Here is a 26068-nt window from a genome sequence, read left to right on the forward strand (position 1 = left end):
GGATGCGGCAGATTGTGACCGCAACGCGCGGGTGCGCGACGGCGCCCCGGTGAGTCACGGGCAAGATGTGTCGGTGGGATGCCGGGGATGCGGCAGATTGTGACCGCAACGCGCGGGTGCGCGACGTGGACGCGTCAGCGGCCGACAGCGGCGACCGCGGCGGCGACGGCGTCGGCGACCGGCGCCAGATCAGTTCGCAGCCCGTGCCCGAAGCTGAAGCGGACGGAGGTCTGCGCAACCTCCGGCGAAATCCCGAGCGCCAGCAGCACGTGCGACGGCTCGTCACTGCCGGCGGCGCACGCCGAGCCGCTGGAGGAGACCACGCCACGCCGCTCGAGTTCGAGGAGCACGGCCTCTCCGCTTGTTCCCGCGAACGTGAAGCTCGCCGTGCCGGGCAGTCGCTGGACCGGATGGCCCGTGAGTCGCGCGGACGGCACATGCGCGAGCACGCGGGTGATGAAGGCGTCGCGGAGCGCAGCCACGCACGTCGCGGCCTCGTCGCGCTCCGCCTCGGCGAGCTCGAGCGCCAGGGCGACCGCGACGGCACCGGCGACGTTCTCCGTGCCGCTGCGGCGTCCTCGTTCCTGTCCGCCACCATGGACGAGTGGTTCGAGCGGCAACCGGCCGCGGACGGCGAGGATGCCCGTGCCCTGCGGCGCGCCGATCTTGTGCCCCGCGATCGACAGCGCGTCCGCGCCCGTATCGCGCAGTGGCAGCCATCCGGCGCCTTGCACCGCGTCGAGGTGCAACGGGATGCCGGCCGCCGATGTCACCCGCGCGAGAGCGGCGGCATCCTGCACCGTGCCGACCTCGTTGTTCGCGTAGCCGATCGTGACGAGCGCCGTGTGGGGGCGGATCGCGGCGGCGACGGCAGCCGGATCGACGAGACCGGTGGGATCGACTCCCACATGGGTCACGCTGTAGCCGTGGACTCGTTCGAGGTAGTCGCACGAGGCGAGCACCGCCTCGTGTTCGATGGGGGTCGTGATGACGTGCACCGGCGTGCCCCGGCGGAGTGCGGCGCCGATCGCGAGCCCCTTGATCGCGAGATTGTCGGCTTCCGTGCCACCCGCCGTGAACACAATGTCACCGGCGCGCATGCCGAGAACGGCCGCCACCCGGCTGCGCGCGTCGTCGAGCGCGGCGGCCGCGGCCTCACCGACCGTGTGGTGGCTCGACGGGTTGCCGAACCGATCCGTAAGATACGGCAACATCGCCGCGCGCACCTCGGGACGCACCGGGGTGGTGGCGGCATGGTCGAGGTAGAGCATCAGGCGGGGTCGACCCGCACGTCGAGCCCGAGGTCGAGCGCGCGAGCGGAGTGGGTCAGCGCGCCGACCGAGATCACGTCGACGCCGGTCTCCGCGATCGCACCTACCGTCTCCAGCGACACCCCGCCGGATGCTTCGACGGTCGCGCGCCCGGCGACCTGCGCGACACCCGTGCGGAGGTCGTCGAGCGAGAAGTTGTCGAGCATGATCGTGCCGATGCCTGCCGCGAGCACCGGCTCGATCTGGTCGATCCGGTCCACCTCGACTTCAACATGCGTCGTGTGGGGCAGGTGGGAGATCGCCGCGCGGAGCGCTTCGGTGAGGTCGCTTCCGTCCGCCGTGAGGACGGCGAGGTGGTTGTCCTTGGCCATCACGGTGTCGGACAGCGAGAAGCGGTGATTGCGTCCTCCGCCGGCGCGCACGGCGGCGCGTTCGAAGGCGCGGAGTCCGGGAGTGGTCTTGCGCGTGTCGGCGATGCGAGCATCCGTTCCGGCGACTTCGGCGACATAGCGGGCCGTGAGGGTGGCGATGCCGCTCATCCGCTGCACGAAGTTGAGCCCCACGCGTTCGGCCTGCAGCACCCCGCGAGCCGGTCCCGAGACGGCGGCAAGAACCGCGCCCGGTGCGAACACATCGCCGTCGGCGGCGTGGAGGGTCACCTCGATGCGCGGGTCGGTGAGAGCGAACGCCGCGGCGAAGACGCTACCGCCGCTGAAGACCCCCGCTTCGCGCGCGACGAGGTCGGCGGTCGCGGTCGCGGTCGCGGGGATCAGATACTCGCTCGTCAGATCACCCCAGGGGGCGTCTTCGTCGAGGGCAGCGGCGACGACGCGGTCGATCTGGGCCCGGCTCAGCATGCGGTCATCTCCGTCGCGCGGTCCGTATTCAGGAGAACGTTCGCGGGAAAGAGCGATTCGGGCAGAACGTGGGTCTTTCCGTCCCGTGGAGACTGAATACGGTTCGCGGGGGCGGGGCTGGGGGCGGGGGCGGGGCTGACCAGCGCGGCGGCATCGCGGCGGTGGTGGGCGCCGATCGATCCGGTTCGCGCGTGGGCTGCGGCGACGAGGGTGTCGGCCACGATCAGGAGGTTCGCATCCTCGAGTTGGGCCTCGGTCTCCGTCGGCCGCGCCTGTGCTCGCCAGGCCGCCAGCACCGAGGCAGCGCGCGCAAGGCCGCCGGCGTCACGGACGAGCCCGGCGTTCTCCCACAGGAGTTCCTGCAACGCGGCCCGCGTGAAAGGGCGTGCGGCACCGGGCGTGGCGGCGGCGGATCGCTGCGTGACGGCGGATGGTGCGAGTGCCCAGGTGCCAGAACCGACATCTGACGCGATCACATCGCCCGCGCGCGCGCCGAAGACGGCGCCTTCGAGCAGCGAATTCGATGCGAGCCGGTTCGCGCCGTGTACTCCGGTGCGCGCGACTTCGCCGACGGCATAGAGCCCTGGTAGCGACGTGCGGCCGAAGAGGTCGGTCATCACGCCACCCATCAGATAGTGCGCCGCCGGGGTCACCGGGATCGCCTCGCGCGCCCAATCGAGCCCGCGAGCGCGCACGGCCGCATCGATCGTGGGAAAGCGTCGAGCGAGAAAGGTCGTCGTCTGCTTTCGCGTGGGGCGCAGACCGGTGGCATCCAACAACACCGGACGGCCATCCTGGCGCTCCATGGCCTCGGCGATCGCGCGCGCGACGATGTCCCGCGGGGCGAGCTCGGCGTCGGGGTGCACCTCGAGCATGAACCGCCGACCCTCCTCATCGCGCAGAACCGCACCCTCGCCGCGCACCGCTTCCGAGACGAGGAACGCCTCGCCGACCGCGAGCACCGTCGGGTGGAACTGGACGAACTCCAGGTCGGTGACGTTGGCACCCGCGCGGAGGGCGGCGGCGATGCCGTCACCGGTCGCGACCGGGGGGTTCGTGGTGTGCGCGAAGAGCTGCCCCGCGCCGCCGGTCGCAAGGACGACGGCATCGGCGTCGATCGTGCGGCGGATGCCGGGGACTCCGGGAGCATCGCCGATGAGCAGGTGGACTCCGGTGACGCGGGGGATCGGGTGGTCTCGGTACACGCCGGCTGCGCCAGCGGGCTCGGGCTGCGAGCCGGCTGCGCCAGCGGGCTCGGGGGAGGTGGCGAGGTCGATGAGGAAGGCATGCTCGATGACCTCCGCGCCGCTCGCGCGCAGGCGGGCGACGAGCGCCTTCTCGATCGCGGTGCCGGTGGCGTCTCCGCCGGCGTGGAGGATGCGCGGGTAGGAATGCGCCGCTTCGAGACCCTTCACGTATTCGCCGTCGCTTCCGCGATCGAACGCGACCCCGAGGGCGACGAGCTCGCGAATCCGATCGGGGCCTTCGTCGACGAGAACGCGGACGGCCTCGCGGTCGCTGAGGCCGGCCCCGGCGACGAGGGTGTCGTGCAGGTGATCGTCGGCGCGATCGTCGGCGAACATCACGCCGGCGATCCCGCCCTGCGCGTAGCGGGTGTTTGCGTGTTCGAGGACATCCTTGGTGACGAGGGTGACGCGACACCCGGCTGCGACGGCGTGGAGCGCCGTGAGGAGCCCTGCGATGCCCGAGCCGACGACGACGACGTGCGGGACGGTCACGGCTTGGCCGCCAGCATCCGCTCGAGCGCGAGACGCGCAGGCCCCGCGACATCGTCCGGCACCGTGATGCGGTTGAGGACGTCGCCCGCGACGAGCGCCTCCAGCACCCAAGCGAGATAACCCGGGTGGATGCGGTACATCGTCGAGCACGGGCAGACGACGGGGTCGAGGCAGAAGATCTGGTGCTGGGGATGCTCCGCGGCCAAGCGCTGCACCAGATTGATCTCGGTGCCGATCGCGAAGGTCGTCGGCTCCGTGGCGGCCGCGATCGCCTTGCGGATGTAGTCGGTCGATCCGGCGTCATCGGCGGCATCCACGACGTCCATCGGGCACTCAGGGTGCACGATCACGCGGACGCCGGGGTGCTCTGCGCGGGCCTTGTCGATCTGGTCGACAGTGAAGCGGCGGTGGACGGAGCAGAACCCGTGCCACAGGATCACGCGGGCATCGGCGAGGGTCTCCTCGTTCGATCCGCCCAGGCTCTTGCGCGGGTTCCACATCGGCATCTGCTCGAGGGGCACGCCCATCGCCTTGGCGGTGTTGCGTCCCAGGTGCTGATCCGGGAAGAACAGCACGCGGCGGCCGCGGGCGAACGCCCACTCGAGCACCGTGCGGGCGTTCGACGACGTGCAGACGATGCCGCCATGCCGTCCGACGAACCCCTTGATCGCCGCGGACGAGTTCATGTACGTGACCGGGATCACCGGGACGAGCCCGTCGGCATCCGGCGTGTCGAGGTCGCCGTACACCTCGGCCAGCTGCTCCCAGCACTCCTCGACCTCGTCGATCGAGGCCATGTCGGCCATCGAGCACCCCGCCGCGAGGTTGGGGAGGATCACGGCCTGCTCGGGGCGGGAGAGGAGATCGGCGGTCTCGGCCATGAAGTGGACGCCGCAAAAGACGATCGCCTCAGCATCCGGGTGCTCCAGCGCGGCGTTCGCCAGCTGGAACGAGTCGCCGACATAGTCGGCGTGGAGCACCACCTCTTCGCGCTGATAGAAGTGGCCGAGCACCACGACCCGGTCGCCGAGAGTGGCTTTGGCGGCGCGCACGCGCTCGGCGAGTTCCGCTTCGGATGCTTCCCGGTACTCGACGGGCAGCTCACCCTGGCGGGGTGCACCGGTGGGGATCACATCGCCCATGGATGAGCCGGGGCCGTACCCCGGGCGCGCGTCGAAGTCCCACGGCCCGGCGGCGAGGTCGGTGTTGCACGTCTCTCCCGGGCCGGTACCTGTGACGATGGCCTGGATGCTGTGGTCGACGCTCGCGTCCCGCGGTCGAGGCTGCAGCGTGATGTGGGTGGCGGTCATGTCCGTGCCTTATCTAGCGAAGAGCGAGCGAGGGGTGAGGAAGCGGGCCGCGTTCGGCCAGCTCGACGTCGTGGTCGTAGCGGTACAGCCGTGCCGGCCGGTGCGGGCCGGTCCGGAAGTCTTCGGTCGGGATGAGGGTCCCTGAGTTTTCGACCTGACGGCGGAAGTTCGCGGGGTCGAGGGCGCGGCCGAGGAGCGCCTCGTACACTTCGCGGAGCTCGGCGAGGGTGAACAGTTCCGGCAGCAGCCCGTGTGCGATGCGGCTGTAGCCGACCTTGTTGCGGACGCGCCAGAGCGCGTACTCGACGATGTCGTTGTGGTCGAAGGCCAACTTCGGAAGGGTGACGGCGTCGAACCAGGCGACATTTTCCAGCTCGGACGCCAGCGTTGCATCTTCCCGTACGAGCGCCCAGTAGACGATCGAGATCGTGCGGGCGGGGGAGCGGCCGGTGTCGCCGAAGGCATACAGCTGCTCCAGAAAGCTCGGGGTGAGTCCGGTGGTTTCGGCGAGGGTGCGCGATGCGGCGGGCTCCAGGTTTTCCGTCGCGTTGAGCCAGCCGCCGGGAAGAGCCCACTGCCCTTCGTGGGGGTCGCGGGTCCGGCGCACAAGTGGCAGGACAACACGTGCCGGTTCACCCGCGCGCTCGCGGCGCAGGCTGAAGATCACCGTCGAGACGGCGACCCGGATCTCATCCGTGGGTGACTCTGTTTGTGTCATCATGACCATAACCTCGGGTCCATCTTAGAGTCATACTGACCCGAAGGGCAAAGCGCGGCATCCGCTCAGGATCGCCCGCGCCGCGGTTGCTAGCGTGACCGGCGGAGGTCCTTGTGCTCGTCATCGATATCGTCGCCGCCGCCGCTCTTGTGATCGCTTTCGTCACGGGACTCGCGCGGGGCCTCTTCGCGAGCCTCGGAACCGTCGTAGGCCTGGTTGCGGGAGCAGCTGCGGCCCTCTGGCTCGTGCCGCTCGCCACTCCGCTCATCTCGGACCTCGTACCGGAGGGCGGGTGGCGTACGGCCGCGCTCGCCGGTCTCGCGATCGCGATCGTGCTGGTGGTCACCGCGATCGGCGCAGCGATCGGTGCGACCGTGCGCCGTGGTGTCGATCGCACGCCGCTGCGGGGCCTCGAGCGTTTCCTCGGCGGAGTCACGAGTCTCGTGGCGACCGCCCTCGCGCTCCTCATGATCGCCACGGGCCTGAGCGCCGCGGGCCTCCCGGGAATTTCACCGGCCATCGCCTCGTCGCGGGTGATCGGATTTCTCGATTCGATCACCCCCACTCCCGTCGACGACGCGCTCGCCGCCGCGCGCAGCGCGCTCATCGAGGACGGGCTGCCCCGCCTCGAAGCCGTCATCGGCACGATCGTCACTCCCGAAGGCCCCGAAATCGCGCTCGACGACCCCGAGTTGCAGACCGCAGCCGCCTCGGTCGCGCGCATCAGCGGCACGGCCTACGCGTGTGGAGCGACGCTGACCGGCTCGGGCTTCGTCGCCGCCGACGATCTCGTCGTCACGAACGCGCACGTTGTCGCCGGTGTCGGCACCCCGATCGTCGAACTCCCCGGCGGGTGGGTCACCGAGGGGCGGATCGTGTACTTCGACCCGATCGACGACCTCGCCGTCATCGCGGTCGCCGGTGTGGATGCCGAACCCCTCCGCATCGCCGATCCCGCGGCGCCGGGCACGCAGGCCGCGTTCCAGGGATATCCGCTCGGCGGCCCCTTCCGTAGTGGGACGGCGGGTGTCCTTTCGGTCGGACCGGTCCCGGTGCCCGACATCTACGATGACTCCATCGCGCCGCGACAGGTCTATGCCCTCGACGCCGATGTGCAGCCCGGAAATTCCGGCGGACCTCTGCTGTCGGGGGATGGCGCGGTCATCGGAGTGGTCTTCGCGCGCGGCGCGGAAGGTGAGGGTCGTGGCTACGCCATGACCACGGAGGAGTTGCGTCCCGCGCTCACCGGCCTCGACGGTGGGTCGGCGCCGGTGTCTTCGGGTGAGTGCGTGCGCTGAGCGGGCGCTATGCTGGCAGGGCAACTGAAGACAGGCCGCATGACGTGTGCGGGAGAGCTCCGGCATCCGACCCTCGTGGGATGGCGCCGGGCACCGAAGGAGCAAGCCTCCCCGCCAATCTCTCAGGTCCGCGTACCGCTCACGTCCGGCCACTCTGAAAAGCGATGCTGCGGCATCCGCCGACGGTGAAAGCCCGCGCTCGCGCGGGTGAAACTCTCAGGCTCATGACAGAGGGGGAGTTCACGGATGCCGAGTCCTCGGCATCCGCCCGCCCGATCCCGGGAGAACTCGTGTCAGATCTTCGCTCCACCCCGCTCGCCTCGCGTCACGAGGCCCTCGGCGCCTCGTTCACGGACTTCGGTGGCTGGTCGATGCCGGTGCGCTATACCTCCGACCTTGCGGAGCACCACGCGGTCCGCACGGCCGCGGGCCTGTTCGACATCTCGCACATGGCCGAGTTCACGGTCGCCGGCGCCGGGGCCGGCGCGGTGCTCGACGCGATGCTCGCCGGCCGCATCTCCACCATGAAGGTGGGCAAGGCGAAATACTCGCTGTTGCTCGATGAGACAGGGGGCATCGTCGACGACGTCATCGTCTACCGGCGCGGCGCGGAGGACTTCCTCATCATCTCCAACGCCGGCAACCGCGCCAAGGTGGCCGCGGCGCTGAACCGGTTCTTCGGCGACATCGCGATCAGCGACATCACCGATGAGATGTCGCTGATCGCGGTGCAGGGTCCGCGCGCGCAGCAGATCGTCGCGGCGACTGAGGGCGTGATCGTCGACGGGCTCTCCGATCTCGGCTACTACGCCTGGCTCGGCGGCACCTACGCCCGCGAGGAGCTCTTCGTCGCCCGCACCGGGTACACCGGCGAAGACGGATTCGAGCTGATGGTGCCGAACGCCCTCGCACCCGCGCTCTGGGACGCGCTCCTGCAGGCGGGGACGCCGCTCGGCCTCGTCCCGGCGGGCCTCGCCTCCCGCGACACGCTGCGTCTCGAGGCGGGCATGCCCCTCCACGGCCACGAGCTCTCGACCGCGATCCTGCCCGCGCAAGCGGGACTCGGCCGCGTCGTCGCTATGGAAAAGGAGTACTTCACCGGCAAGGAGGCTCTCGCCGCTGCCCCGGACGGCCTCCCCGTACTCGTCGGCCTCGTCGCGGAGGGACGCCGCGCCGGTCGCGCCGGCTACGCCGTGGTGGATGCCGCGGGCGCTCCGGTCGGTGAGATCACCTCTGGCGCGCTCAGCCCCACTCTTGGCCATCCCATCGCGATGGCTTACGTCGCCCCCGAGCACGCCGCCGTGGGCACCGAACTTTTCCTGGATGTGCGGGGCACCCGCATCCCCGCCACTGTGACCGCACTGCCTTTCTACCGGAGGACGACATGACCGACCTGACTTCGCTTCACTACACCGACGAGCACGAGTGGATCGCCCTCGAGGGCGACGTCGCGACGATCGGGGTGACCGATTACGCCGCCGACAAGCTCGGCGATGTGGTCTTCGTCGAGTTGCCCGCCGTCGGCACGGCGGTCACCGCGGGCGACGTCTGCGGCGAGATCGAGTCGACCAAGTCGGTCGGCGAGCTGTACGCGCCGCTCACCGGTGAGGTGGTCGAGATCAACGACGCCGTGGTCGAAGACCCGTCGCTCGTGAACGCCTCCGCGTTCGGCGAGGGCTGGCTCATCAAGGTGCGTGTGGACGGCGCGGACATCGACGCTCTGATGGATCGCGATGCCTACGTCGCACTCACGGGCGGCGAGGCGTGAGCGCTCCGTTCGCAGAACGCCACATCGGGACCGACGCAGCTGCCCAGCGGCAGATGCTCGAGGCCCTGGACTACGACCGCGTCGAGGCGCTCGTCGAGCGGGCGGTCCCGGCATCCATTCATGTCGACCCGACGATCGACTCGGTTCTTCCGCCCGCGGCATCGGAGGCCGACACGCTCGCGGAGCTCCGCGATCTCGCGTCGCAGAATCGCGTCGCGCGTTCGATGATCGGGATCGGGTACTACGACACGATCACGCCGTCCGTGATCCAGCGGAACGTCCTCGAGAACCCGTCCTGGTACACGGCGTATACGCCCTACCAGCCCGAGATTTCGCAGGGGCGCCTCGAAGCGCTCATCAACTTCCAGACGATGGTCACCGACCTCACCGGCCTGCAGACCGCGAACGCGTCGATGCTCGACGAGTCCACGGCCGTCGTCGAGGGGATGCTGGTCGCCCGTCGCGCCTCGAAGTCGCGCTCGAACGTGTTCCTTGTGGACGCCGACGCGCTGCCGCAGACGCGCGCGCTGCTGGCGCACCGCGCGGCGGCCCTCGGGATCGAGATCGTCGTGACGGACTTCGCGGACGGCGCCGCCGCCGAGGCATTCGGCGCATTCATCCAATACCCCGGTGCGTCCGGACGGGTCTGGGATCCGTCCGACGTGATCACCGCGGTTCAGGCCCAGGGCGGCCTCGTCGTCGTCGCGGCCGACCTTCTCGCGCTGACCCTGCTGCGTTCACCGGGGTCGCTCGGTGCCGATATCGCCGTCGGCACGACGCAGCGGTTCGGCGTGCCGATGGGATTCGGTGGCCCGCACGCTGGATACATGGCCGTACGCGCCGGCCTCGAGCGTCAACTCCCGGGTCGTCTCGTGGGGGTCTCGGTGGATGCCGCCGGGCACCCTGCCTATCGGCTGTCGCTGCAGACCCGTGAACAGCACATCCGCCGCGAGAAGGCGACCTCCAACATCTGTACCGCACAGGTATTGCTGGCCGTCATGGCGTCGATGTACGCCGTCTACCACGGGCCCGACGGACTTCGCCAGATCGCGACCGATGTCGCCGGCAAGGCTGGGCTGCTCGCGCAGTGGCTCGCCGATGCCGGGGCTGAGCGTCTGCACGACGAGTTCTTCGACACGATCGTGGTCCGCACGCCCGGTCATGCCGAGCAGATCGTCGCCGCCGCGCGGGAGCGCGGCTATCAGCTGTGGTTCCGCGACAGCGACTCGGTCGGGATTTCGGTCGACGAGACGACCTCGGTCTCCGACCTCCACCACCTGGTGCAGGTCTTCGGCGGACCGGCCCAGCGGGCGTTCGGCTTCGTTGCCGGCGGGGGGCTCACTCACCTGCCCGACGCTCTTCGGCGGACGGATGAGTTCCTCACGCATCCGGTCTTCACCACGCACCGCTCGGAGACGGCGATGATGCGCTACCTCAAACAGCTCGCCGACCGCGACTACGCGCTTGACCGCGGCATGATCCCGCTGGGTTCCTGCACGATGAAGCTCAACGCGGCGACCGAGATGGCCGCCGTGAGCTGGCCGGAGTTTTCGCGCATTCATCCGTTCGCTCCGCTCGAGGACGTCGCCGGCTACCTCGTCATGATCGAGCAGCTCGAGTCGTGGCTTGCCGAAGTCACCGGCTACGACGCGGTGGCGTTGCAGCCGAACGCCGGGTCGCAGGGCGAGCTGGCGGGCCTTCTCGCGATCCGCGGATACCACCACGCGGCGGGTGACACGCATCGCGATGTCTGCCTGATCCCGTCTTCGGCACACGGCACGAACGCGGCATCCGCGGTCCTGGCCGGCATGAAGGTCGTCGTCGTCGCGTGCGACGAAGCCGGCAACGTCGATCTCGACGATCTGCGGGCGAAGATCGCGGTGCACGCCGCGAATCTCGCGGCCCTCATGATCACCTACCCGTCGACGCATGGCGTATACGAGCAGGGTGTGGTCGACATCACGACGGCCGTCCACGACGCGGGCGGTCAGGTGTATGTCGACGGGGCGAACCTGAACGCGCTTCTCGGCTTCGCCCGTTTCGGCGATCTCGGTGGCGATGTGTCGCACCTGAACCTGCACAAGACGTTCGCGATCCCGCACGGTGGCGGCGGCCCGGGCGTCGGTCCGGTGGCGGCCAAGGCGCACCTCGCGCCGTTCCTGCCATCGCATCCGCTCGCGCAGCGTGCCGAGCACGCGGGCGGGTTCGTGTTCGACGGCGGGCCGATCTCGGCCGCGCCGTATGGGTCGGCATCCATTCTGCCCATCTCGTGGGCGTACATGCGGATGATGGGCGCCGAGGGTCTGCGGTCGGCGACGGGCGCAGCCGTGCTCGCCGCGAACTACATCGCCGTGCGTCTTCGGGACCACTACCCGGTGCTGTACGCGGGGGAGGGCGGGCTCGTCGCGCACGAGTGCATCCTCGACCTCCGGCCGCTCCGGGAGGAGACCGGGGTCACGGTCGACGATGTCGCCAAGCGCCTGATCGACTACGGTTTCCACGCGCCGACGATGTCGTTCCCCGTTGCCGGGACACTCATGGTCGAGCCGACCGAGTCGGAGGACCTCGGCGAGATCGAGCGGTTCATCGAGGCGATGATCGCGATCCACGGTGAGGCTGTGGCGTTGGCCGGCGGACGCTGGCCCGCAGACGACAATCCGCTCGTGAACGCTCCGCACACGGCATCGGCGGTCATCGAGGGGGAGTGGGAGCATCCCTACACCCGCGCCGAGGCGGTCTACCCCGTGCACACCCTGGTGCGCACGAAGTACTGGCCCCCCGTGCGCCGCATCGACAACGCCTACGGCGATCGCAACCTGGTCTGCGCCTGCCCCCCTCCCGAGGCCTTCGCCTGACACCCCCCTGACACCCCCCTGGCACCCCCCTGGTCGCCGAGACACCCATCCTGCACCGAGACACGCGCGGGCATCCGGTGTCTCGGCGCACGGAAGGTGTCTCGCGGCCGAGGGAGGCAGGGTTCAGGGGGCGCCGCGGAGAGCGGCGGCGAGGGTCCGGAGGGGGCCCGCTGCAGCGGGGCGGATGATGGGCAGCCCGGCTGAGGCGAGGATCGTGCGGAGCAGGTCGGGCGCCACCAGATCTTGCCAACCCCAGTGTCGGATCGTCGAGATGCCACGACGCATCAGTCGCGCATCGCGAATGCCGCGGGCGCGCAGAGCCCCTCGCGCGTCCCCGAGCTCCCCGCTGTACTTGATCTCCCCATCCGCTTCACCCGCGATGCCCCACTGCGGCCACGCGAAATCGACGCGATCATCGTCTCCGCCGCCGCGGAACCAGACCTGACACTGCGGCGGCGGAAACCCCTGCCATTCGATGACGGCCAGGCTCACCGATTCCAAAGGTGACTCCGGTGTCGGCGAGGCGCGGTCCATCACCCAACGCGCACGCGCTCGCCCCCGCGACGATGGATGCGTCTCACTGAGCGCCCGCAACCTCCCGGTCGACAGGTCAGGTGTGCGCCGCAACGCCGCATCGACGATGGCAAGGCCGACGGCCGGATGCCGCAATCGAGCCGCGTCGATTGCGACTTCGGCCATCGTCGCGACCTCGATACCTCCCCGCTGTTCGTGCTGCGGCATCCGCTCGGCGGAATGGAAGATGACATCTCCCACCCGCCGGGTCGGTGCCGCCCCGGAATTGATCGCGTGCACCCAGGCGGGTTCGCCGAACACCGGTAGTCCCCGGAGTGCCGCTGCGGAATCGCGGACGAAAACCGCATGGGGATACCGCGAGGCGGCGGCGTGCACGCGGCTCAGATATCGGTCCCACGGCGGCAGGTTCGCCCAGAGCTCGCGTGGTGCATATACGCCGCGTGCCACGCGGGCGAGTTCGCCGCTGCGGACCGCGCGATCGAGGTGCGCGTGCTCGTCACGGCGCAGCAGCGGCACAGGCGAGGGGGTGATCTCTTCGACAGTGATGGTCGGCATCCTGCGATCACACCCGATCCCGTCCCCGCGCGGGCGCTCCACGCACCCTCTCGTGGACAACTCGCCGCAACCCGCCCCTGTGGATATCTCGGTCGGAGCACGTCGCCAGACTGCGAGACACCTTCTGTGCACCGAGACGTCCGTAGGTACCCGGTGTCTCGGCGCACAGAAGGTGTCTCGCGGACGGAGCGGGACGCGGCGGGGACGCGGCGGGAACGCGGGCGGGACGCGGGGGGCGGCGGCGGGGTGGGGGGATGCCGGTCAGAAGAGGGCGGGCCACCACTCGGCGGCGAGGGGGTAGCCGATGAAGGCGATGATGTCGATCAGCACGTGCGCGAGCACCAGGGGCATGACGCGGCCCCAGCGGTGATACGCCCAGCCGAAGACGATGCCCATCGCGACGTTGCCCACGATCGGTCCGAACCCCTGGTATGCGTGGTAAGCACCGCGGAGCGCGGCGGTCGACAGGATGATCGTCCACGTGCCCCACCCGAGTCGGCGGAGGCGGTCGAAGAGGTATCCGATGAAGATGACCTCCTCGGTGAGCCCGGCGCGGAGGGCCGCGAGGAGCAGCAACGGAATGGTCCACCACGACGGGTCGAGTGGGGATGCATCCACCTGCACCGTCATGCCGAGCGCCCGGCCGGCGGCGTACAACCCGAGCCCCGGGAGGCCGATCACGACCACCAGCAACAGCGCCCGCGCGAGGTCGGAGCCCACCCGGCGGAGGTCCAGCCCGATCCGGCGGAAAGCCGAGACCCCGGGCTCCCACAAGAAGTAGATCGCCAGCGCGATCGGCGCGAACGCGAACACCTGGCCGACGATCTGGTTCACGACGTCCCAGAAGGCCTGCGCGTTTGCCCCCGGATTCAGCGACGTCGACTGATCCCCGAGCGACTCCTCCCGGGTGAGCGCCTCCACGAGCGAGAGAACGGAGTACACCGCCGAGCGTCCCACCGACAGGGCGAGCACGATCGCGATCTCCCACCACAGCCGCGAACGTGAAACCGAAGAGGGATGCTGCTGCACCTTGTCAGATTGCCACACGAACGCGAGATTGAGTTAAGGGTATGTAACGTTCTGCGCGGGAGTTTTGACCAAGGCGCCGTAGATGCTTAGTGTTTCCCTATCCGCGCCCCAGCTTGTCCCTAGTTTGCTGTGGGCGCATCACCCTTGCACAGGAGGATAAGTTGAAGCGCAACAAGATCGCCCTCGCGGGCATCGCGCTGTTCGTGGCCGGAGGGCTGGCTCTCGCCGGCTGCGCCGGTACCGGCAGCAGCACCCCGAGCGCGTCGGAGGGCGGAGCCAGCACCGCCATCATCAAGACGAACGGTTCTGAGCCCCAGAACCCGCTCATTCCGACCAACACGAACGAGACCGGTGGCGGAAAGATCCTCGACGAGATCTTCGCCGGCCTGGTCTACTACGACGCTTCGGGCGAGCCCCAGAACGACATGGCCGAGTCGATCACCGTCGACGACGCGCAGAACCTGACGGTCAAGATCAAGGAAGGCCAGACCTTCACGGATGGCACCGAGGTCCAGGCCCACAACTTCATCGACGCCTGGAACTACGGCGCGACGCTCTCGAACGAGCAGCTCTCGAGCTACTTCTTCGAGGACATCGAGGGCTTCAGCTACGACGAGGACTCCGAGCTCACCGGCCTCGTCGAGGTGGACGACTACACCTTCACGATCGCGCTCAACAAGCCGGCCTCCGACTTCGCACTGCGCCTGGGCTACTCGGCCTTCTACCCGCTGCCCGACGTCGCGTTCGAGGACATGGCCGCATTCGGCGAGAGCCCGATCGGCAACGGCCCGTACAAGCTCGCGTCCGAGGATGCGTGGCAGCACGACGTCCAGATCTCGCTCGTCAAGAACGAGGACTACACGGGTGGCCGTACCGCGCAGAACGCCGGTCTCGACATCATCTTCTACGCCACGCAGGAAGCGGCCTACGCCGACCTGCAGGGTGGCAACGTCGACGTGATCGACGGCGTCCCGCCGTCTGCACTCGCGACGTTCGAGGACGAGCTGGGTGAGCGTGCGGTCAACCAGCCTGCCGCCATCTTCCAGTCGTTCGCGATCCCGGAGCGCCTCGCGCACTTCTCGGGCGACGAGGGCAAGCTGCGTCGCGCGGCGATCTCGATGTCGATCAACCGTGAAGAGATCACCGAGGTCGTCTTCCAGGGCACCCGTACCCCCGCCAGCGACTTCACGTCGCCGGTCATCGCGGGTTGGTCGGACAGCCTCGAAGGCGCCGAGGTTCTGGCGTACAACCCCGACGAGGCCAAGAAGCTGTGGGCCATGGCCGACGCGATCTCGCCGTGGACTGGTTCGTTCCAGATTGCGTACAACTCCGACGGTGGACACCAGACGTGGGTCGACGCGGTCGCCAACTCGATCAAGAACACGCTCGGCATCGAGGCGTCTGGCACTCCGTACGTCGACTTCGCGTCGCTGCGCTCCGAGGTCACGGGTCGCACGATCCAGACCGCGTTCCGCACCGGCTGGCAGGCGGACTACCCGGGTCTCTACAACTTCCTGGGCCCGCTGTACGCCACCAACGCCGGCTCCAACGACGGTGACTACTCGAACCCTGAGTTCGATGAGCTCCTGTCGTCGGGCATCTCGGCGACCGACCCGGAAGAGGCCAACGCCGACTTCCAGGAGGCACAGTCGATCCTGCTCGCGGACCTCCCGGTTCTGCCGCTCTGGTACTCGAACGTCTCCGGCGGTTTCGCCGAGGGCGTCGAGAACGTGGAGTTCGGCTGGAACTCGGTGCCGCTGTACCACCAGATCACCAAGTAATCCCGATCGCAGCCCGCGAGGCGGTGACTTCTGTCACCGCCTCGCGGTTTGTCCGGCCAGCCCTCGCGCGCACATCGCGGACGAGGGACGATACTTTAGAGGGCGCTCTTGGACGCGACGATCGCGTCGCGCAGCGCCCCATTGCGTGGAGGGAGAGAGGATGCTCGGTTACATCCTCAGACGCCTGTTACAGGTGATACCTGTGTTCTTCGGGGCAACGTTGCTCATCTATTTCATGGTCTTCGCCTTGCCCGGCGACCCGATCCTCGCCCTCTTCGGCGACAAGACGCCGAACCCGGCGGTGCTCGAGGCGATCCGTGAGCGCTATCACCTGGATCAGCCGTTCATCGTGCAGTACTTCTACTACATCACCGGGATCTTCCAGGGAAACCTGGGCATCACCTTCTCCGGTCAGTCCGTGAACGACGTGCTCGCCCGCACGCTTCCCGTCACCGGCCGACTCGCGATCATGGCGATCGCGATCGAGTTCACCCTCGCGATCATCATCGGCACCGTTTCGGCGCTGCGCAAGGGCAAGATCTTCGACAACACCATGCTGGTGATCGCGCTGTTGTTCGTCGCGATCCCGATCTTCGTCTTCAGCTTCCTGGCCCAGTATTTCTTGGCGATCCAGTGGGGCTGGTTCAAGCCCACGGTCGGCGCGCAGAACGACTGGGGTGATCTGTGGCTGCCGGCGATCGTCCTGGGCTTCAGCCTCTACGCGACGAGCATGCGCCTCATGCGCTCGTCCGTCATCGACACGCTCAACCAGGACTGGGTGCGCACCGCCTACAGCAAGGGCATGTCGCGCAGTCGCGTCATCCCCACGCACGTGCTGCGGAACTCCCTCATCCCGGTGATCACGAACTCCGCCACCAACTTCGGCGTGCTGCTCGTCGGCGCGACCGTCACCGAGGGCATCTTCAATGTCCCCGGTGTGGGCAACACTCTCTTCCAGGCGATTCAGAAGCACGAAGGTCCGACGGTCGTCTCGTTCGTGACCGTCTTCGTGATCATCTACGTGATCGTCAACCTGCTCGTGGACCTGCTCTACGGCCTGCTCGACCCGAGGATCCGCTATGTCAAGTGATGCGAACGACCCCACAGGTCGAAACCACTTCGTCGCCCCCATCAAGGATGCGACCCTGGTCGTGGACGCCGTGCGCGTCGATGAGAAGCCCTCGAACCTCTGGACGGACGCGTGGCAGGACCTGCGTCGTCGTCCCACCTTCTGGGGGAGCCTGGTCGTCGTCGCGATCGTGCTGTTGATGGCGGTCTGGCCCACGCTGTTCACCCAGACGCCGCCGAACGACAACTGCCTGCTCGCCAACAGCAACGGTGGGCCGGCTGAGGGTCACCCGCTCGGGTTCACGTTCCTCGGGTGTGACATCTGGGCGCGCATGGTGTGGGGTGCCCGCACCTCGCTCGTCGTCGGTCTGCTGGCAACCCTTATCGGAACGACGATCGGCCTCATCATGGGGGCGTATGCCGGTTTCTACGGGGGATGGCTCGATTCGCTGCTCTCCCGCATCGGCGACATCTTCTTCTCGATCCCCTACATCCTCGCGGCGGTCGTCGTGATGAGCGTCTTCTCGACGAACCGGAACGAGTTCACCCTCGCGTTCGCGATCGGCGGCTTCGCGTGGGCATCCACCGCTCGCGTCGTGCGCGCCGAAGTGCTGCGCGTGCGCCAGGCCGATTTCGTCACGGCGTCGCGGGCACTCGGACAGTCGCGGTTCATGACGATGGTCACACACGTCGTGCCGAACGCGATCGCGCCGCTGCTGGTCATCACGACCCTGAGCCTGGCGGGAGCGATCGTGGCGGAAGCCACGCTGTCCTTCCTCGGCGTCGGACTCGGTAGCGACGTCATGTCGTGGGGCAATGACATCAGCAATGCGCAGCAGTCGCTGCGCATCGCACCGATGGCGCTCATCTACCCGTCGATCATTCTGACCGTGACGGTGCTGGCATTCATCCTTCTGGGCGAGCTGATCCGCGATGCCCTCGACCCGAGAGCGAGGGCCCGCCGATGAGCGATACGACTCCCCGCGAGATCTCCCGTGAACCGCTGCTGAGCGTCCGCGACCTGCGCGTTGCGTTCAATTCTCAGTCCGGCACCCGCGAAGTGCTACACGGTGTCAGCTTCGACATCTTCCCCGGCGAGACGGTCGCCATCGTGGGGGAGTCGGGCTCGGGAAAGTCCACCACGGCATCCGCCGTCGTGAACCTCCTCCCCGGAACCGGTCATGTCACCGAAGGCAGCATTCTCCTCGACGGTGAAGAACTCACCGGGTACAGCAGGCGCCAGATGGAGTCGGTGCGCGGACGTGAGATCGGATACGTGCCGCAGGATCCGATGTCGAACCTGAACCCGGTGTGGTCGATCGGGTTCCAGGTGAAGGAGGCCGTGCGCGCCAACGGCATCGCCACCGGCAAGCGCGACATCGAAGCGCGGGCGGTCGAGGTGCTGAAGCAGGCCGGCCTCGCCGACGCCGACAAGCGGATGCACCAGTATCCGCACCAGTTCTCCGGCGGCATGCGCCAGCGCGCCCTCATCGGCATCGGCCTCGCCGCCGACCCGAAGCTGCTGATCGCGGACGAGCCGACCTCGGCACTGGACGTCACCGTTCAGCGCGTGATCCTCGATCACATGGCGAAGCTCACGCGTGAGAAGGGCACCTCGGTGCTCCTGATCACCCACGACCTGGGTCTCGCGGCCGAGCGCGCCGAGCGGATCATCGTGATGAAGGACGGTGAGATCGTCGAATCGGGTCCGAGCCGGCTGATTCTCCAGAACCCGCGTCACCCCTACACGCAACGACTCGTGGCGGCTGCTCCGTCGATCGCGTCGCAGCGGATTCAGGCGACAGCCGAGGACCGCGGTATCGAAACGACCGCCGATGTCGCCGGCATCCCGCCGACGCTGCGTGTGCGTGATCTGACGAAGGATTATCAGATCCGCCAGGGCAGTTTCCGGAGCACGCCGTTCCGCGCGGTCGACAGTGTGTCCTTCGACATTCCGCGCGGCAAGACGCTCGCGCTCGTCGGCGAGTCTGGCTCGGGCAAGTCCACGGTGGCCAAGATGGTGCTCGCGCTCGAGGCGCCGACGTCCGGCACGATCGAGATCGACGGCGAGAACGTATCGGGGCTGTCCAAGCGCGCGCTGTTCGACCTCCGCCGCCGCATGCAGCCGGTGTTCCAAGATCCCTACGGATCGCTCGACCCGATGCGCAATATCGGCAACACGATCGCCGAGCCGCTGAACATCCACAAGGTCGGTGACACCGCTTCGCGCCGTGCCCGCGTGCGGGAGCTGCTCGACCAGGTGTCGTTGCCGCAGGCGCTCGCGTCGCGATACGCCAACGAACTCTCCGGTGGGCAGCGACAGCGTGTCGCGATCGCCCGGGCACTGGCGCTGAAGCCCGACATCGTCATCCTCGACGAAGCCGTCTCGGCACTCGACGTGCTCGTTCAGGATCAGATCCTGGAGCTGTTGGCGGAGCTCCAGTCGGAGCTCGGACTGACCTACCTGTTCATCACGCACGACCTGGCCGTGGTCCGTGTGGCCGCCGACCTCGTGTGCGTCATGGAGAAGGGTCGCGTCGTCGAGCAGGGCACCGTGGACGAGATCTTCGCCCGACCGACCCAGGAATACACGCGGCGTCTCCTCGACGCGATCCCCGGAGCCTCGATCCCGCTGGGCGGGAACTGACTCGGTGAGCTCCGACGGACGGGATGTGCTGCGCGCGCCGTCCGGGACGATCGCGATGATCGTCTCGGGCGTCGTCGCGCTCTTTCTTCTGGGCGACGCGGTGCTTCGTGCCGGATGGGGGGAGACGCTCCTCCTTGCGCCGTGGGTGCTGCTGGCGGTGTGGTTCGTCTATCTGTTCGTGTACGCGTCGGTCATCGAGACGGATGCCGGTGCCGTGACCGTGCAGAACTTTCTCCGCCGTACCCGCGTGCCGTGGGGGACGGTGTCCGATATCCGCCTGCGATACCAGGTCGTCTTCGTCTTCGGCGAAGGGCGTGAGCTCAGGGCCTTCGGCGGTCCCGTCGCCGGCCGGCCAGGACGCCCCAGCCGCACGCGCGCCGATGGCGCCCGCCGGGAACCACCCGCGCTGCACGAGGTCGAGACGATCAAGCGACGGTGGGAAGCGGCGGTGGATGCCGGGGCCCCGAGCGGCGAGCCCACTCGTTCCTGGGACCTGCGGGGGCTCGTCGCCCTCGCGATCATCGTCGTGTGGGCGCTTGTCGCGGTGGTGATCACGGGCGGTCCAGCGTGATCGAACTGATGCCTGTGGCGCCGGAATCTCATGCATTTTGCGTGCAGGTCACGAAATGTTACGGTCCTGCAAAGACTCCCGATGGCTCGCGTTCACCGATGATCGCCGGGTTAGGGTCTATTCACCGGGTACATCAACCGGCGAATCACTGAGTCGCGGCCCACCAGGCGGCGACTGCTGGACGAAAGAAGATCCGTGCAGAGAACAGCCGCCGCTCCCGGGAACCCGGGTGCCGCCTCGTGACCCTCTACATCGTCCGCAGGTTCATCAATTACACGATCCTCTCGCTGGTCGCCACGTGTCTGGCGTACATCCTCGCGAGCGTCATCCTCGACCCGGCAGAGCGCTTCTACGGCATGAACCCGCGGCCACCGCAGTCCTCGATCGACGCATCGCTGAACGCGATGGGGGTCAACCCCGACGTCCCGGTTCTTGTGCGCCTCTGGGACTGGCTCGTGGGGCTGTTCACCCAGTTCTCGCTCGGCACCACCGTGGGCGGCCAATCGGTCACGGCAGAGATCGTCGCTCGGTCGGGGGCGAGCCTGCGCCTGCTGTTGATCGGTTCCATCATCGGCGCGATCCTCGGTGTCATCCTCGGCGTCTGGGGTGCGGTGCGGCAGTACCGCGCGAGCGACCAGATCGTGACGTACGCCTCGTTCCTCGTCTTCGCAATGCCGACGTTCGTCATCGGCGTGCTGCTCATGATCGCCGCTACCGCCTTCAACAACCTGATCGGATCGCAGGTGATCCGCTTCACCGGCGAGTACACGGCGGGTATCTCGGGGTCGTGGTGGGACCTCGCACTCGACCGCGCCATCCATCTCCTCTTGCCCACGATCGCCCTGGCACTGATCGGCGCGGCCTCGTACTCGCGCTATCAGCGCAGCGTCATGCTCGATGTGCTCGGGGCCGACTACATCCGGACGGCGCGATCGAAGGGGCTGCCGCGCAACACCGCCCTCGTCCGTCACGGTGTGCGCATCGCGCTCATCCCGATGACCACGTTCTTCGCCTACAGCTTCGGCACGCTCATCGCGGGCTCAGCGATGCTCGAGATCGTCTTCAGTTGGCGGGGCATGGGTCAATTCACGCTCGAAGCGGTGACCAAGAACGACATCAACGTGATGGCCGGGTCGACGCTCTACATCGCTGTGCTCGTGCTGTTGTCGTCGACGCTGTCCGAGATCCTCTATTCCGCGCTCGATCCGAGAGTGAGGAGCTGACATGACGATCGCACAAGAGGAAGCCGTCGAAGCGTCGCTCGACCCCGCGAACGACGTCGGCCCCGCTCGTCGTCCGATGTCGCGCAACCGACTGGTGTGGCTGCGCCTCAAGGGCATGCCGCGGTTCTGGGTCGGTGCCGCCGTCATCATCTTCATCATCGTGTGGGCCTTCATCGGCCCGGCGCTCTACGCATGGTCACCCACCGAGCGCGACCCGCTGAACATGAACATGGGTCCGACGATGATCCACTGGTTCGGCACGAACGCCATCGGCCAGGACCTCTACGCCCAGACCCTCTCCGGCTTGCAGAAGTCGCTCGTGATCGGCCTGATCGCCGGCCCCGCGGCGACGCTGATCGCCGCCGTCGTCGGCTCAACGGCCGGCTACCTCGGCGGCTGGGTCGACAAGTCCATCGGCTGGTTCGTGCACCTTCTGCTGGTGATTCCGTCCTTCTTCATCCTGGTGCTCCTGAGCCCCATCTATAAGGGTCTCTCGTGGGTCGCACTGACGATCTTCCTGGCGATCTTCAGTTGGATGATCATGGCGCAGGTCGTGCGCAGCCAGACGCGGTCGCTCCGCAACCGCGATTTCGTCCGGGCGGCGCGCTACATGGGCATGCCGACGGGGCAGATCCTGCGTCGCCACATCATCCCCAACATCGCGTCGCTGCTGATCATCGACGCAACCCTCGGCGTCGTGTCGGCGATCATGGCCGAGACATCGCTCAGCTACTTCGGTTTCGGCGTGCAGAAACCCGACGTCTCCCTCGGCACCCTGCTGGCCGACGGCACGGCGGCAGCCCTCACCCGCCCCTGGCTGTTCGTCTTCCCCGCCATGGTGCTCATCATCCTGCTGTTCGCGATCAGCCTCATCGGCGATGCGCTGCGCGACGCCATCGACCCCACGTCCGGAGTGAACCGTGGCTGAACTTTTCTCCCGTACCGGAACACCGCTCCTGTCGGTGAAGGACCTCAGCGTCACCTTCCCGCAACGCGGTGCCGACGCGGTCAAGGCCGTCCGCGGCATCTCGTACGACATCTTCCCGGGGGAGTTCCTGGGCATCGTGGGCGAGTCCGGATCGGGGAAGTCCGTGTCCTCGCTCGCCGTCATGGGGCTGCTGCCCTCGACGGCGCAGGTCGCCGGAGCGATCGAGTTCGAAGGTCGATCCCTCCTCGAGATGAACGATGCCCAGCTGTCCCGCGTGCGCGGCAAAGAGCTCGCCATGGTGTTTCAGGACCCCCTGTCGGCACTCACCCCGGTGTATTCGGTCGGTCAGCAGATCGGCGAGGCGTTGCGCGTGCACGACTCGAAACTCTCGGCGCAGGCCGCCGAGGCGCGGGCGGTCGAGCTGCTGAAGGTGGTCGGCATCCCCGATGCCGAGCGGCGCGCCCGCGCGTTCCCGCATGAATATTCCGGCGGAATGCGCCAGCGGGCCATGATCGCAATGGCGATCGCCAACGACCCCAAAGTGATCATCGCCGATGAGCCGACAACGGCCCTGGACGTGACGATCCAGGCGCAGATCCTCGACGTGCTCGAGCGCGCGAAGGAGATCACGGGCGCCGCGGTCGTCCTCATCACCCACGATCTGGGTGTCGTCGCCGGCCATGCCGATCGCGTCGGGGTGATGTATGCCGGCAAACTCGTCGAGATCGGTAGCACCGAGCAGATCTTCCACCAACCGCACATGCCCTACTCGATCGGGCTCTTGCGCTCCGTGCCGAACATGCTGACCGCCGGCAGTCAGCGACTGGTGCCGCTCGAGGGACGGCCGCCGTCTCTCAGCAGTCTCCCGCGTGGGTGCCCGTTCGCGGCGCGCTGCCCGATCGCCATCGACGAGTGCCGCACGATCGAACCCGACCTCGTCGCCTACGAACCGGGGGTGGAGCCGCCGCACCTGGCCGCCTGCATCCGCTCCGGCGAGATCGCGCGCGGTGAGCTCGACCGCGGCGACGTGTTCCCGCGACCCGAGCCGCTGCCGGCCGATGCACGCGCCGAGACCGATGACGCTCCCGTCATCGTGGTGGAAGACCTCAAGCGCCACTTCCCCCTCATGAAGGGTGCCGTGTTCCCGCGTCGCATCGGCACCGTCCGTGCGGTCGACGGTGTGAGCTTCTCACTGCGTCCCGGTCGCACGCTCGGCCTCGTGGGGGAGTCCGGCTGCGGCAAGACGACCACGATCCTCGAGATCATGGAAATGAGGGGCCCCCACCACGGGCGGATCACAATCCACGGCAAGGATGTCTCCTCGCTCTCGCGCAAAGAGCTGCAGGGCTTGCGCAAGGACGTCCAGATCGTCTTCCAGGATCCGATGGGCGCGATCGATCCGCGGCTGCCGATCGGGGAAGTCATCAGCGAGCCGCTCCTGGTCCAGGGCGCCTCGAAGCAGGCCCGCGATCAGCGTGTCGTGGAGCTCTTGGAGCTCGTCGGGCTCGACCCGGCGATGGCCGACCGCTATCCGCATGAGTTCTCCGGCGGACAGCGCCAGCGCATCGGCATCGCCCGGGCCCTTGCCACGGGTCCCTCGGTCATCGTCCTCGACGAGCCGCTCTCGGCGCTCGATGTGTCGATCCAGGCCGGAATCATCAACCTGCTCGAGGATCTCAAGGAGCGACTCGGCCTGTCCTATGTCTTCGTCGCGCACGACCTCGCCGTCGTCCGGCAGATGGCGGACGACGTCGCGGTGATGTATCTCGGCGCCGTCGTCGAGCAGGGTCCGATCGCCGAGGTGTTCGGGAGCCCGCAGCATCCGTACACCAAGGCACTCATCTCCGCGGCTCCCATTCCGGACCCGCGCATCGAGCGCGGGCGCGCCCGGATCTTGCTGCAGGGTGACCTTCCGAGTCCGACGCAGGAGATCACCGGATGCCGGTTCCGGACGCGGTGCCCGCTCTACGCACTGCTCGACGAATCCCGTCAGGCGCAGTGCCGCGATACCGATCCCGCCCTCGCGCCGCACCATGGTGTGCGGGTCGCGTGTCACCACGTCGAGAAGTCGGCGCTCGTCGACATCGCGGTGGCGCCGGAACCGGCCACCACCCCCTGAACTCCCTCCGCGCGCGGCACCACGCGCCGAAGGGCCCCCCAGAAACAATCGAGAGGAACGATCACATGAGAAATCGGAGTGCCAAGGCGCTCGGCTCTCTGGCGATGCTCGGCGCTGCGGCGCTCATCGTCACAGGCTGTGCAGCCGGCAACACGACCAGCCCCACCGGCGCACCGAGCGAGGCCGCGGAGCTTCCCGCGACCGCGTGGGTCCGCGCAGATGCCGCCGAGGTCCAGGATGGCGGCACACTGACCCTGGCGGTGGGCTCGCTCCCCGTGCAGTTCAACACCAATGAGGTCGACGGGAACGAGGCCGACACCGTCGACATCTCCGAGGCGACCATCGGCGGCCCGTTCAAGATCGGCGAAGACGGTACGCCGGTGCTCGATGAGAACTACGCCACCTCGGCGGAGATCACCGGCGACGACCCCCAGGTCGTCGAGATCAAGCTGAACCCCGAGGCCGTGTGGGAAGACGGCACGCCGATCACGGTCGCCGACTACCAGGCGTTCTGGGCGGCCCAGAATGGCACCAACGAGGCCTACACCCCGGCGTCCACCGCGGGATACGAGGACATCACCTCTGTCGAACAGGGCGCCGATGAGTTCGACGTCGTCATCACCTTCTCGCAGGTGTACGCGGACTGGCAGTCGCTGTTCGGCACGGTCCTGCCGGCGGCGATCTCCAGCGACCCCGAGGCCTACAACAACGGCTACCGCACGCAGGCCGTGCCTTCATCGGGACCGTTCCGCATCTCGAACATCGACGCGACCGGCCAGGTCGTCACCCTCGAGCGCAACCCCGCGTGGTGGGGCGAGACGCCCAAGCTCGAGACCGTCCTCTACAAGGCGGTGAGCCAGGACCAGCAGGGTTCCTCCTTCGCCAACAGCGAGATCGACGCGCTCTACATCTCGGCCAACGCCGACCTGTACGCCACCGCGCAGACCCGCTCCGACGCCGAGGTCCAGACCTCGGGTGGTCTCACGTGGACGCACGTCACGATGAACGCCAAGGAAGGCCCGCTGGCCGACGTCAACGTCCGCAAGGCCGTGGCCTCGATCGTCAACCGTGAGGGGATTGCCGCATCGGCGAACACCCCCGTCGGCGCCCCGCCGGTCACGCAGGGCGACTACATCTTCATGCCCGGTCAGAACGGTTACGAAGACAAGGCACTGCCCTACGACCCCGAGGCAGGCGCAAGCTTCCTCGAGGAAGCCGGCTACACGAAGGACGGCGAGTCGTGGACCAAGGATGGCGAGGCGCTCGAGCTCAGCATCACGGTTCCGGCCGACACCGCCACCAACATCCAGCGCTCCGAGCAGGTCCAGGCCGACCTCGGTGAGTTCGGCATTCCGGTGGAGCTGGAGACCGTGCCCGCGCAGCAGTACTTCAGCGACTACGTCATCCCGGGCAACTTCGAGATGGTGTCGTTCTCATGGGTCGGTACACCGTTCCCGATCTCCTCGTCCGAGGCGCTGTACTACCCGCTCGACTCCGAGTCGAACTTCACCGGCACGACCGACGACCGCCTCGGCGACCTGTACGACCAGGTCAACGCGGAGCTCGACCCGGACGCGCGCGTCGAGATCGCCAAGGAGATCAACGACGTGATCTGGGAGTACGTGCCCATGTTCCCGCTCGCGCCGCTGCCGAACGTCTACGCGGTCAAGGACGGTCTCGTCAACTGGGGCGCCACCCAGTTCGAGACGATCGACTGGACCACGGTCGGTTGGGCCACCAGCTGATCGACTGATCACGCGAGAACGCGGGGCGGGCTCCTTCGGGAGTCCGCCCCGT

At 68.0% G+C, this 26068-nt stretch carries 20 protein-coding genes and 1 riboswitch; of the genes, 13 read left to right on the forward strand and 7 right to left on the reverse strand.

Annotated features, from left to right (window positions below; translation table 11 throughout):
* Nucleotides 1-134 precede the first annotated feature (134 nt).
* From Q0653_RS01065 to Q0653_RS01085, 5 genes are read right to left on the reverse strand one after another with little or no spacing between them, the layout of a single operon-like run.
* Nucleotides 135-1271, reverse strand: a complete 1137-nt coding sequence (locus tag Q0653_RS01065; RefSeq protein WP_298941970.1) for a cysteine desulfurase family protein — start codon at nucleotides 1269-1271, stop codon at nucleotides 135-137.
* The gene (gene nadC / locus Q0653_RS01070) at nucleotides 1271-2128 is read right to left on the reverse strand and encodes a carboxylating nicotinate-nucleotide diphosphorylase (RefSeq protein ID WP_298941972.1); all 858 of its coding nucleotides are present in this window, start codon (nucleotides 2126-2128) and stop codon (nucleotides 1271-1273) included. Before nadC ends, Q0653_RS01065 begins: the two co-directional genes overlap by 1 nt.
* Complete coding sequence (gene nadB / locus Q0653_RS01075; RefSeq protein WP_298941974.1) at nucleotides 2122-3867, reverse strand: L-aspartate oxidase; 1746 nt, start codon at nucleotides 3865-3867, stop codon at nucleotides 2122-2124. The genes nadC and nadB overlap by 7 nt, the downstream gene beginning before the upstream one ends.
* A complete protein-coding gene (nadA, locus tag Q0653_RS01080) occupies nucleotides 3864-5177 on the reverse strand; it encodes a quinolinate synthase NadA (protein ID WP_298741760.1) in 1314 nt (437 codons plus the stop codon). Before nadA ends, nadB begins: the two co-directional genes overlap by 4 nt.
* Nucleotides 5178-5190: 13 nt before the next feature.
* On the reverse strand, nucleotides 5191-5895 hold the full coding sequence (locus Q0653_RS01085) for an NUDIX domain-containing protein (protein ID WP_298943085.1): 705 nt from the start codon (nucleotides 5893-5895) through the stop codon (nucleotides 5191-5193).
* Nucleotides 5896-6008: 113 nt separating this feature from the next.
* Here Q0653_RS01085 and Q0653_RS01090 point away from each other — a divergent pair, with 113 nt between their 5' ends.
* The 4 genes from Q0653_RS01090 (at nucleotide 6009) to gcvP (ending at nucleotide 11816) form a co-directional block, all read left to right on the forward strand.
* Nucleotides 6009-7193, forward strand: a complete 1185-nt coding sequence (locus tag Q0653_RS01090; RefSeq protein WP_298941977.1) for a MarP family serine protease — start codon at nucleotides 6009-6011, stop codon at nucleotides 7191-7193.
* A gap of 39 nt (nucleotides 7194-7232) precedes the next feature.
* Nucleotides 7233-7341, forward strand: a riboswitch (glycine riboswitch).
* A gap of 142 nt (nucleotides 7342-7483) precedes the next feature.
* A complete protein-coding gene (gene gcvT, locus Q0653_RS01095) occupies nucleotides 7484-8581 on the forward strand; it encodes a glycine cleavage system aminomethyltransferase GcvT (RefSeq protein ID WP_298943086.1) in 1098 nt (365 codons plus the stop codon).
* The gene (gcvH, locus tag Q0653_RS01100; RefSeq protein WP_298941979.1) at nucleotides 8578-8961 is read left to right on the forward strand and encodes a glycine cleavage system protein GcvH; all 384 of its coding nucleotides are present in this window, start codon (nucleotides 8578-8580) and stop codon (nucleotides 8959-8961) included. Before gcvT ends, gcvH begins: the two co-directional genes overlap by 4 nt.
* Nucleotides 8958-11816 carry an aminomethyl-transferring glycine dehydrogenase gene (gcvP, locus tag Q0653_RS01105; protein WP_298941981.1) on the forward strand — a complete coding sequence of 953 codons (2859 nt, stop codon included), beginning with the start codon at nucleotides 8958-8960 and terminating at the stop codon, nucleotides 11814-11816. The genes gcvH and gcvP overlap by 4 nt, the downstream gene beginning before the upstream one ends.
* Nucleotides 11817-11939: 123 nt before the next feature.
* Here the strand turns inward: gcvP and Q0653_RS01110 are convergent, their stop codons facing one another.
* Nucleotides 11940-12905, reverse strand: a complete 966-nt coding sequence (locus tag Q0653_RS01110; protein ID WP_298941983.1) for a hypothetical protein — start codon at nucleotides 12903-12905, stop codon at nucleotides 11940-11942.
* Nucleotides 12906-13166: 261 nt separating this feature from the next.
* Nucleotides 13167-13934, reverse strand: coding sequence for a CPBP family intramembrane glutamic endopeptidase (locus Q0653_RS01115; RefSeq protein WP_298941985.1), 768 nt, complete (start codon nucleotides 13932-13934; stop codon nucleotides 13167-13169).
* Nucleotides 13935-14095: 161 nt separating this feature from the next.
* Between Q0653_RS01115 and Q0653_RS01120 the strand changes: the two genes are divergently transcribed.
* The 9 genes from Q0653_RS01120 (at nucleotide 14096) to Q0653_RS01160 (ending at nucleotide 26016) form a co-directional block, all read left to right on the forward strand.
* Nucleotides 14096-15715: an ABC transporter substrate-binding protein gene (locus Q0653_RS01120; protein ID WP_298941987.1), complete on the forward strand. Its 1620-nt coding sequence runs from the start codon at nucleotides 14096-14098 to the stop codon at nucleotides 15713-15715.
* A gap of 160 nt (nucleotides 15716-15875) precedes the next feature.
* A complete protein-coding gene (locus Q0653_RS01125; RefSeq protein WP_298741745.1) occupies nucleotides 15876-16805 on the forward strand; it encodes an ABC transporter permease in 930 nt (309 codons plus the stop codon).
* Nucleotides 16795-17751, forward strand: coding sequence for an ABC transporter permease (locus Q0653_RS01130; protein ID WP_298741743.1), 957 nt, complete (start codon nucleotides 16795-16797; stop codon nucleotides 17749-17751). The genes Q0653_RS01125 and Q0653_RS01130 overlap by 11 nt, the downstream gene beginning before the upstream one ends.
* On the forward strand, nucleotides 17748-19430 hold the full coding sequence (locus Q0653_RS01135) for an ABC transporter ATP-binding protein (RefSeq protein WP_298941990.1): 1683 nt from the start codon (nucleotides 17748-17750) through the stop codon (nucleotides 19428-19430). Before Q0653_RS01130 ends, Q0653_RS01135 begins: the two co-directional genes overlap by 4 nt.
* 4 nt (nucleotides 19431-19434) lie before the next feature.
* Complete coding sequence (locus Q0653_RS01140) at nucleotides 19435-20001, forward strand: PH domain-containing protein (protein ID WP_298741740.1); 567 nt, start codon at nucleotides 19435-19437, stop codon at nucleotides 19999-20001.
* 239 nt (nucleotides 20002-20240) lie between these two features.
* A complete protein-coding gene (locus Q0653_RS01145; RefSeq protein WP_298941993.1) occupies nucleotides 20241-21224 on the forward strand; it encodes an ABC transporter permease in 984 nt (327 codons plus the stop codon).
* A 1-nt stretch (nucleotide 21225) separates the two neighbouring features.
* Complete coding sequence (locus tag Q0653_RS01150; protein ID WP_298941995.1) at nucleotides 21226-22152, forward strand: ABC transporter permease; 927 nt, start codon at nucleotides 21226-21228, stop codon at nucleotides 22150-22152.
* The gene (locus tag Q0653_RS01155) at nucleotides 22145-24271 is read left to right on the forward strand and encodes an ABC transporter ATP-binding protein (RefSeq protein WP_298941998.1); all 2127 of its coding nucleotides are present in this window, start codon (nucleotides 22145-22147) and stop codon (nucleotides 24269-24271) included. The genes Q0653_RS01150 and Q0653_RS01155 overlap by 8 nt, the downstream gene beginning before the upstream one ends.
* Nucleotides 24272-24336: 65 nt before the next feature.
* Nucleotides 24337-26016, forward strand: coding sequence for an ABC transporter family substrate-binding protein (locus Q0653_RS01160; RefSeq protein ID WP_298942000.1), 1680 nt, complete (start codon nucleotides 24337-24339; stop codon nucleotides 26014-26016).
* Nucleotides 26017-26068: the final 52 nt, after the last annotated feature.

Source organism: uncultured Microbacterium sp. (assembly GCF_947488465.1).
In the GTDB taxonomy this organism is placed as follows: Bacteria; Actinomycetota; Actinomycetes; order Actinomycetales; family Microbacteriaceae; genus Microbacterium.